Genomic DNA, 7,294 nt, shown 5'->3' on the forward strand with positions numbered 1-7,294 from the left:
CACAGGGCTTAAGGAGAATAGAAACTCGGGATGGTGTAAGATGTAGTGCTCCAACCAGTATCTATGAACCATTATAGACTCTATCGCTCTAACTATCGCATGAGGGAGGTCGTTGATGAGTAGTAGGTTCGATTGGCCGATAGCTCTCCTCACCCTATACAAACCTCTCACATACTTCATATCCAAATTTACTAAATTTATTGAACGGTCGATCATGATTTCAATCACCGAGTGCCTGTATCACTCTAACTGGGCATGCATAGACACATATTCGACAACCGATACAATTCTCTTCGATGAACCTCACACTCCAATCCTCATTCTGCTTGATAGCGTCTGCGGGGCATGATGATACACAGGCACCACAGGCTATACATCTATCGTGATCGATTTCGATCGTCCGAACCACTTCTTTAACTGTGACACCCTCACTCCTCAAATAATCTATCACTTCCCTTAACTGTTCACCTTCACTAGGTATATCGATTATCATCTCTCCCATATTCGCTGTAACCTTCGCCTCGATGATATTTATGAGAAGATTCGTCTTGAGCACGATCTTCGCCAGGATCGGCTTCTTTACATTTTCGTGTGAATATACGAGTTTTAACTTCATAGTAGACGCCTCCCCACAAGCTTTCTCGAAATATCATCCGTAGTTAAGATACCGATTACGTGATTTTTCTCATCGACGACCGGAACCCCTGAAATCTTATACTCCGCCATCCTCTTCACCACTATATCGATCAGATCGTTCTCCTTCGCTGTAATCACCCTCTTCGTCATGATACTCTCCAGATCCTTTTTATCTTGGGCGATCGCCTTTGCCAGATCCCAAGATGTAACTATACCGATCAACCTATTTTCATCATCGACGATCGGTAGGTGATCTATACCTCTCTCGGTCAACAACCTCGCTACATCCTTTATACTGTCACTCAGCCTCCCAACTACGATCTCTCGTGTCATAACATCCTTCACAACAAATTCCCTCTTTTTGATTATCAAGGGTTTAAACTCACGGTAATTCGGGATTAACTCTACAGGTCTCGAGAGTAGAAACTTGCCCTTCTCTATCCACTCCTTAAGAGTGTTGGCGATCTTCGCAGCGTACTGAAAGCTCGATAGTGGTGAGGCCCTAACCTCCATATTATTTATCTCCACTTTACCCGATTTTAACTCCGCATAGGATACCTTCTTCACGATAGGTCTATTTCGAGATGGTACACCGAAATCGATGATGTATGTAAAGATCTCGCTATCCTTTAGAGCAGCGGTCGCTGCAACCCTTTTATTGATGATAGGTATAGGAATCCCTACACCTACGTACAATGTTGTGCTATAACGATAGAAGGTTGCACCCCTCAAATATTCACTACTCATCTGCTTGAGGTTACCACATACGGATATCGTGCCCAGCTGATTCTGAGGATTGTGTTGAGTACCCTCACCAATTATATAACCGATCCCTCCACCAAGAAAGATGCGAGTCCCGATCCCTATCGTCTCAAAATTCATATCTTTGTACAGTGGGCTTAACTCACCGGCACCACAGTAATGTATATTACCGTAGTTGGGGAGGAGTACTCCAAGGTATGTATAAAGTGTGCGATTTGAACTATTTATAGCTGCGTTGTAACGCTCATAGGCATTTCGAGGATTTACGAGCATCGCTTGGTTTATATCATTCAACGTGATGGTCGTTTCGAGGCTCTCTCTGGGGTAGCAATCCGTTACACGCCCTTCGGCCCTCAACTCTACCTCTTTTCCCGATACCAGATCTTCGATCACATGGCCACCACCATACTCGAACGGTCTGGTTTCACTCATACATGAAGCACCGATGTAACAATCTACAGCAGCTATGCCAGCGTAGGCTGGAACATCGTTCAACCAGCAACGGACCATCTTTATGGGAGGATCGGCGTGGCCAAAGTTGAGGAAGGCGCCAGAGCTACACATCGCACCGAATGTACCTGTAGTTACTACATCTACATCCTTACTAGCCTTCTCCAATCCGTAACTTTCGACATACTCGATGAATTCTGTAGCCGTCATTACAACTACATCACCACTCTGGATTCTTCTATTGATCTCTTCATAGGTCCTTAGCTCTTCAGCTCCACGATTCTCCATAGTACTCATGCCTCGGTTTAGTGATGAGCAATCTATAATTGTATTTCTAAATTTTTTATAGCGACACTAAAATTACCTCAACAACGTTAGAGAATTTTATTATGAAATACCGATTTTATCCTAACTCTTATCATGGCAATGCGCATGGCTAAAAGCTTATAGAAGAGAAAATCATTAAATCTAACGAGTAGTAATTTGGGCCTGATCGAGGATATCCTTTATTGGAATAGCGTCGTGAACGATATCGTCTGGGGCCTACCGATCATCATAATGCTCGTCGGGACTGGCATCGTTGTAGCCATATCTACGGGGTTTATACAGATCAGAAAGTTCGATATTGCGTTAAAGACGATGAAGTGGAAGGGTGAAGCTGCCGGAGAGGTAAGCCCCTACAAATTGTGGTGTGCCGTGATGGGTGCAACGGTTGGGGTTGGCAATATCGCCGGAGTCTCTACAGCGATCGCTTTGGGCGGGCCTGGTGCGCTCTTCTGGATGTGGGTATGTGGAATATTGGGCATGGGGCTGAAGGGTGCCGAAGTCACACTGAGTTTATGGTCTAGGAGGACGATGCCCGACGGTAGGCTCAGAGGTGGAACGATGTATTATATCGAACGAATACCCACCATAGGGCCACCACTCGCTATACTATTCTCATTATTCGGTTTCTTATGCGCCTTCGGTATAGGTAACATGGTTCAGGCCAACTCCGTTGGCCACGGTGCTGAGTTTATAGCAAATACTTTCGGGGTAACCGATCCGACTGCTATATTTTACGTTAGGCTCTTTACGGGTATAATCATGGTCCTCTTCACCGCTCTTGTGATCATAGGCGGCCTTAAGAGGATCGCAGATGCAGCCTTCTACCTAATACCGCTCATGGTCGGTTGGTACCTGATCTTCGGCTTAATCGGTTGGATCCTATCTGGTGGCTTCTTGAAGGCGATACAGCTCATATTCACCCACGCCTTCACGCCTATAGCGGCTGTAGGTGGTTTTGGGGGTGCGACGGTCTTCGCAGCCATTAGGTATGGTTTCGCTAGAGGTTTATTCTCAAATGAAGCAGGTCTGGGAAGTGCTCCACTCGCCTATGCCTTTGCAAAGTCGGACCATCCTGGAAGGCAAGGTTTCTATGGAATCTTCGAGGTATTCATGGATACACTTGTGGTATGTACGATAACTGGTATAATGGTCGTAGCGACCGGGGCTTATGAGACAGGGAAGACGGGCGCTTACCTGGCTATGGTGGCCTTCAGCAAGGTTTATGGACCTTGGGCAGGTGTCGTGGTCGGTTTCGCCCTTGCACTCTTCGCCTATACAACATTACTCACATGGAGCTTTTACGGTGAGACGACATTCATCTACTTCATCAGTGAAAAGGTCAAGATTCTAAAGGCGAAGGTAGCCTCATGGATTTATAGAATCCTCTGGCTCCCACCGATAATAGCTGCATCCGTAGCTGCACCCTACCTTGTAGCGATATGGGACTTGGCCGATACTCTCAATGGATTGATGGCCATCCCCAACCTCGTGGCTGTCGTATACTTCTTACCTTTGGCTCTGAGGCTCATGAAGGACTTTTACTCACGCCACTTGGTGCTAGGTACTCCGATGGCCGATGGAGGCTCACCAAACCATATCGGTTGGAGAGGGTTCCATTCTACAATAGCGTTAGTAAGGGCGTTGAAGGATCTTATAGCCCCAAGACCCGATCTTATAGAGAGAGTGAAGAAGGATTTACAATAAAAACCCCTCTTTATTTTTTATTTTTATTTTTTATTCTTCGCAGTTTTGCTAAATTTAACATAAATCTCAATTATAAAGTTAAATAAATCTAAAATCTAATAAAGGTTCTCTACCAATATATAGTTGGTGAGCAATTGAGCGAGGAGTATGGGAAGTCTACAGTCTTAATTGTATGGCTCGTAGTTGTGATACTACTCATCGCCATCATGTCTACACTGACCTCCATATCCATTTCTCACTGGGTCGGAATGACGGTGATAATACTGCTCGTTATACTTGGCTTTGTAGTGCCAAAAGTGAAAGCATCCAGCAAATAACTTTTTACTTTTTTAATTTTTTATGATGTTTTTTATGATGCCGACGAAAAGATCTCTAACCCCTCCCCATCAACTTTTATTCTAAATTTAGAATGATCGAATCGAACCGTATGATTCTAAAAATGCTCATTCCTCTAGGGATCTTACTATTAAGGTATCTGTTAGTAGGCCCATCTTGATAATGGGGATGGTGGGATTTGAACCCGCTACTAGCTTAAGTATCCCACAAAAACCCTTCTTTATTTTTTAGCATTTTTAAGTCTAAAATCTGAATTTATCGCTATTTATCAAAGAATAAGCTTAAATGTCGGAAGAGGTTGTTGTTATCTCAAGGACAGTTCATGGACTTCGTTAAAGTGAAAGCCAGAGTATGGAATGTCGAGAATCCAGGAAATGTCAGAGAAGTTACTCTTCTAGCCGATACAGGCGCCATCTATACCGTTCTGCCAGAATCTCTTTTAAAATCTTTGGGCATTAGGAGTATGGGAAGGAGAAGGTTCAGGCTGGCTAATAATCAAGTCCTTGAAAAGGAGATAGGCATTATAGGCATAGAAGTCAATGATATAAAGGCGCACTCTATAGCGGTATTCGGCGACGAAAATGTGTATCTTCTGGGAATTGTAACACTCGAAGAATTAGGATTAGAAGTTGACCCAATAAAGGGTGAGCTAAAGCCACTCGAATTACTATTAATGTAAACCGGGTTAATGTGGCGATCGCTATATATAGATACCGCTAAATATGGCAATAGTTTAGTGAGTAATATTTTGCTTCAACTTGCATCTAAATATCTACAATACGTTGTGGATGAAATCTTACGGATAGATTATTCAGAACGAGGTTGCCAAGAGACTAGAAATAGCTGATAGCAACAGTTTCTCACATGTTAGCAACTTTAATGAAGTTAATTATCTAGGGTCGAAAGTTCTGAAGTGTAAGCGGTTAAAAGAAGTAGGCTCAAGAATGGTGGGGCCGGTGGGATTTGAACCCACGACCGCCAGCGCCCCAGGCTTTTACAGATCTGCTCTTTGGTATCCTAGGCCATGCTAGACGACGGCCCCTCATACTTAAAATCACATACCAAGTTTTTAAATCATTCTAATAATTCTAATAGACGATATCTTCAGAATTTTACAGAAAACCGGTGAAAACTTTGATGGTGTTTACAACGATTTACAGAACCCTGAGGATTTGGCAATTTAAATCTTTCAAACGTAGGACTTAGCGATTTGTAAAACCTTTAACGATATCTTTTATCTCATCGGGCCTCTTTAAAACTACTATCCCTTTCATCGATCTTAACTTGTTAACATTCTCTACATCGACTTCTCTCATAATCAACTTTAATTTTTCACCAGAAGGGAGTGTGGTGATTATACTCCCTGATTCTTGATCCGTCGGTAAGATGTATACATTCATGCCGCCCTTTTGAGCCAAAGCTACCGTATTCGTTATCAAAGTATCTGCTATTCCATAGACGATCTTCGCTACAGTATTTGCACTCGCTGGAGCGATCAATAAAAGGTCATACTTGCCGGTCTGTAATGCGCCAGCTATGAATGGTGAATTGGCATCCCGCTCTATCAACACTCTCGGTGAGATGCTCTCCAGATCGTTCCACACCTTATACCACTTTACAACCATAACGGCTGCTTTCGATAAGAATATGGTAACTTTTACATTCTCCTCTTTTACAATCTCTTTCATCACATTTACCGTTTCAGATAAGAAATGTCCCGAGCCCGTTATCCCCCAGGCGATCCTTATCGTCAAGATTTTACCACAATGAATCGAATCCTATCCTTATATATCTCTGTTACGCCGTTAAACCCGTTAAATGTTAATACAGTAAAGTAACAAATCGATAGAAGTTTCAGAATGATTATATATATGCTCCCTAACAAAATTTAATTAACTACTCCTACATAGAAGTGGTGGGAATGGATAAAAAGACCGATGTATATTTGGGCAAGGCTCATAAGTATGGTGACAATATCGATACAGATATCATCATCCCTGGCCACTATTTAAAAGAGTTGGATCCAAAGAAGCTCGCTGCACATGCGATGGAGGGTATCGATCCAGATTTTATCAAGAAGGTGAAAGATGGTGATTTCATTGTGGCTGGGAAGAATTTTGGCTGCGGCTCGAGCAGGGAGCATGCCCCATTGGCTTTAAAGTATGCAGGTATTAGAGCGGTCCTAGCCCTCTCATTCGCAAGAATCTTCTATAGGAATGCGGTAGATGGTGGATATCTTCTTCCCATAGAGATCTACGAAGATACCTATCGAAGGATCGATGATGGGGATATGCTAGAGATCGATCTGAATAAAAATGAAGTGAGAAATTTGAGTAAGGGTGAAGTGTACAGGATCAAACCATTTCCAGAAATTGTAAAGAAGATTATAGATGCTGGTGGTTTATTCGCATATAAACTTAGTGAATAGATAGAAATATCTTCAAATATAGAAGGTTAAGTCATCTTCAACCTCGTTATATCGGATGATCTTTTTATTTCACAAACAATAAACAATTAATAAAAAATTTAGTGGAAGATTTTTATTTAGCTATTATCAACTATTGATGGTGAACGATCATCAGCAATGTTAGCATGGGAAATAAAAGAAATTTTACCATCGATAGATATTTACTCAGTCCAGGAAGGAAGCTCTACGGTGTTATTTTTGAGGCGGAATCTAGGCTTGGACTTTTAAATGATATTACGAGCATAGCCGCAAAATATAAGATTCGATTACCTTCCATTCAATATTATTCGGTAACCGATACTGAACGCATCGGATTGATATTCATGGATTTGACCGATGCTGATGTACCGATCGATGTGTTTATAGAAGAATTTTCCAAGATAGAGGGTATTAAAAATGTACAGTTGGTAAATCCAGTAGTCGATGGCTTCGTTATAGATAATCTTTCACATCGACTTTTAGTGGGTGGTATTAGAGCTATAATAATGCGTGAATTTGGATACAGGGGATTCATCGTTGGGCCGAGAAAGCAGTTTGGACCGGCTGGTGAAGCATTTTTATACTATGTCGGATTTAACGTGGGTATCGAATCTGCAAAACCGAATCGAGAGA

General features: G+C 42.3%; 9 protein-coding genes and 1 tRNA gene. 5 read left to right on the forward strand and 5 right to left on the reverse strand.

Annotated elements, in window-relative coordinates; genetic code table 11:
* The 3 genes from NZ896_06100 to NZ896_06110 form a co-directional block, all read right to left on the reverse strand.
* Positions 1-216, reverse strand: a 216-nt coding sequence (locus tag NZ896_06100; protein MCS7117023.1) for a hypothetical protein, incomplete at its 3' end; no start/stop codon positions are given.
* 4 nt (positions 217-220) lie between these two features.
* Positions 221-616, reverse strand: a complete 396-nt coding sequence (locus NZ896_06105; protein ID MCS7117024.1) for a 4Fe-4S binding protein — start codon at positions 614-616, stop codon at positions 221-223.
* The gene (locus NZ896_06110; GenBank protein ID MCS7117025.1) at positions 613-2,136 is read right to left on the reverse strand and encodes a homocysteine biosynthesis protein; all 1,524 of its coding nucleotides are present in this window, start codon (positions 2,134-2,136) and stop codon (positions 613-615) included. The genes NZ896_06105 and NZ896_06110 overlap by 4 nt, the downstream gene beginning before the upstream one ends.
* A gap of 195 nt (positions 2,137-2,331) precedes the next feature.
* Between NZ896_06110 and NZ896_06115 the strand changes: the two genes are divergently transcribed.
* From NZ896_06115 to NZ896_06125, 3 genes are all read left to right on the forward strand, one after another.
* Entirely contained in the window at positions 2,332-3,879 is a 1,548-nt protein-coding gene (locus NZ896_06115; protein ID MCS7117026.1) for an amino acid carrier protein, read from the forward strand.
* Between the two features lie 134 nt (positions 3,880-4,013).
* The gene (locus NZ896_06120) at positions 4,014-4,196 is read left to right on the forward strand and encodes a hypothetical protein (GenBank protein MCS7117027.1); all 183 of its coding nucleotides are present in this window, start codon (positions 4,014-4,016) and stop codon (positions 4,194-4,196) included.
* A 317-nt stretch (positions 4,197-4,513) separates the two neighbouring features.
* Positions 4,514-4,894, forward strand: coding sequence for a retroviral-like aspartic protease family protein (locus NZ896_06125; GenBank protein ID MCS7117028.1), 381 nt, complete (start codon positions 4,514-4,516; stop codon positions 4,892-4,894).
* Positions 4,895-5,160: 266 nt separating this feature from the next.
* Here NZ896_06125 and NZ896_06130 read toward each other — a convergent pair.
* Both NZ896_06130 and afpA read right to left on the reverse strand, forming a co-directional pair.
* Positions 5,161-5,257: transfer RNA gene (locus NZ896_06130), tRNA-Pro, on the reverse strand.
* 160 nt (positions 5,258-5,417) lie between these two features.
* Positions 5,418-5,969 carry an archaeoflavoprotein AfpA gene (afpA, locus tag NZ896_06135; GenBank protein MCS7117029.1) on the reverse strand — a complete coding sequence of 184 codons (552 nt, stop codon included), beginning with the start codon at positions 5,967-5,969 and terminating at the stop codon, positions 5,418-5,420.
* A 167-nt stretch (positions 5,970-6,136) separates the two neighbouring features.
* Here afpA and NZ896_06140 point away from each other — a divergent pair, with 167 nt between their 5' ends.
* Positions 6,137-6,643, forward strand: a complete 507-nt coding sequence (locus NZ896_06140; GenBank protein MCS7117030.1) for a 3-isopropylmalate dehydratase small subunit — start codon at positions 6,137-6,139, stop codon at positions 6,641-6,643.
* Between the two features lie 164 nt (positions 6,644-6,807).
* Positions 6,808-7,294 (forward strand): hypothetical protein (locus NZ896_06145; protein ID MCS7117031.1); only part of this gene is annotated, 487 nt, incomplete at its 3' end.

This window comes from Nitrososphaerales archaeon (assembly GCA_025058425.1).
Classification (GTDB): domain Archaea; phylum Thermoproteota; class Nitrososphaeria; order Nitrososphaerales; family JANXEG01; genus JANXEG01.

Coding starts and splice junctions, on each gene's coding strand:
- NZ896_06140 (MCS7117030.1), top strand. CDS start 6,137: ATGGATAAAAAGACCGATGTATATTTGGGCAAGGCTCATAAGTATGGT.
- NZ896_06110 (MCS7117025.1), bottom strand. CDS start 2,136: ATGGAGAATCGTGGAGCTGAAGAGCTAAGGACCTATGAAGAGATCAAT.
- NZ896_06105 (MCS7117024.1), bottom strand. CDS start 616: ATGAAGTTAAAACTCGTATATTCACACGAAAATGTAAAGAAGCCGATC.